The organism is Citreicoccus inhibens, from assembly GCF_019039035.1.
Lineage (GTDB): Bacteria > Myxococcota > Myxococcia > Myxococcales > Myxococcaceae > Citreicoccus > Citreicoccus inhibens.
In genome coordinates this window covers 1-1,445 of sequence record NZ_JAHNZT010000114.1, presented here as the reverse complement: position 1 = coordinate 1,445, position 1,445 = coordinate 1, and the positions used below count along the sequence as shown (strand labels likewise).

Below are 1,445 nucleotides of genomic sequence, written 5' to 3'. Positions count from 1 at the left end.
TCCTTCAATCGCCGGGTAGAAAAGTCGCTCAATGAGTTGTTGGGGTCTGTGGTTCTCACACCACTCTATGATTTGTTTGGCGGCACAGTCCCAGGCTTCCTGTTGGGCTCCTGTGCCCACGAGAGGACTTGCGCACTGGAAACCGACAGACTCCACGGCTTTGATGAGGCCGGGGGGCGCATGGCCAGAGCTGGCCGCGAGCTTTTTTCCTCTCTGGCATATGCACACCATAACGCCAATCATGTAGCCCTTGGTGTAGGAGCCAGTGCTGCGGCTATGTCGAAGCACGGCGCTGGTTTGGAAGTAGTCCTCGAGGGCGGCAAGCCGAGTTCTCAATGATGCGAGTTCACTAGGTAGTCTCGCCAATTCCTCGCGCTGGCTTGGATTTGGTCCCTTTCCCAGTTTCCGCTGTTCGTCCGTGTTCTTCTCCTCTAGTTGCTCCAGAGTCGACTGCTTCTTGCGTACCTCCTTGGTCAGCTTGGCGTACTCAAGAATCTGCTGCTTCTGAGCATCAAGGGCCTCCTGGACTCGTTCGAACAATGCCCCAATCGCCGTCTGCGTCTCTTCTCCCGCCTCCAGGGGGTGTGTCTTCCCGCAGAGCGAACACGGGATGTCGTCGCCGTAGATGACAGCCATGGCGCCGGAGGACTGGAGGATGCCCGTCATGGTGGCGGCATTCGCAGGGCTGCCGGAGGGGCCGCAGTTGTTGAGCATGGGGTCGCCCAGCAACTGCACGTTCCTCCCTTCGATTTTGACGTTCATCGAGCCGGGGCCGATGAACTTCGTCGGGCCGTGAGTGTTGCTGGAGATGAGTCCTCCCCCTGTCCCCTTGCTGGCCATGTCCCCCTTGCTGCCGAAGCTGGCGCCGGCGATGGCGACGGGTTGCTCGTTGATAGTGACGGTCTTCGAGTACCCTTGAGGGGAGTCGCCGCTGTCGCCGATGTTGGGCAATGGCGTGGGCACGAAGGGGGCCGGCGGGCCCGGCATCTTGCAGACGTTGGGCAGCGTGGCCGAGGCGATGCCCGCGCTGCCTTTGGTGACGGGCGTCCTTGGGGAATTGACGGTTACTTTGGCCATGGTTTCGCTCCTTCTCCACTTCCGGACAGTGGCTCTTCCAGCAGTGCGGCGGCGCGCAACCCAGCTTCTGAGCTGCCCCAGAGTAGCGCACGGGGGCCGCTCGCGTACCGGCGCCGCCAAGCCTGCGCACAGAGGACGAGGTTCAGCGCCCCCGTGGCGGCGCCCACTTCGCCGCAGCTGCTTACAGGTGTGTGAATGGCGGAGGCATCGCGGAACGCAGCCCCAAGGCGCAAGGCGACGAAGCCCCACTCCTCGGAGCGGTAGCGCCCGCCGTTGAGGTCGCTGTGGACGGACGCCACGACTTGACGCGTGCCTTCCAGTGGCGCGAGCGCCTCGCCCACGGCGGCCGTCAATCCCTCGCCCAGATT

Annotated in this window: 1 protein-coding gene; it reads right to left on the bottom strand. The window is 63.0% G+C overall.

Going from position 1 to position 1,445, the window contains the following annotated elements; genetic code table 11:
* A partial coding sequence (locus KRR26_RS36480) for a PAAR-like domain-containing protein (protein ID WP_217082192.1) occupies nt 1–1,077 on the bottom strand: 1,077 nt, incomplete at its 3' end.
* Nucleotides 1,078–1,445 lie beyond the last annotated feature (368 nt).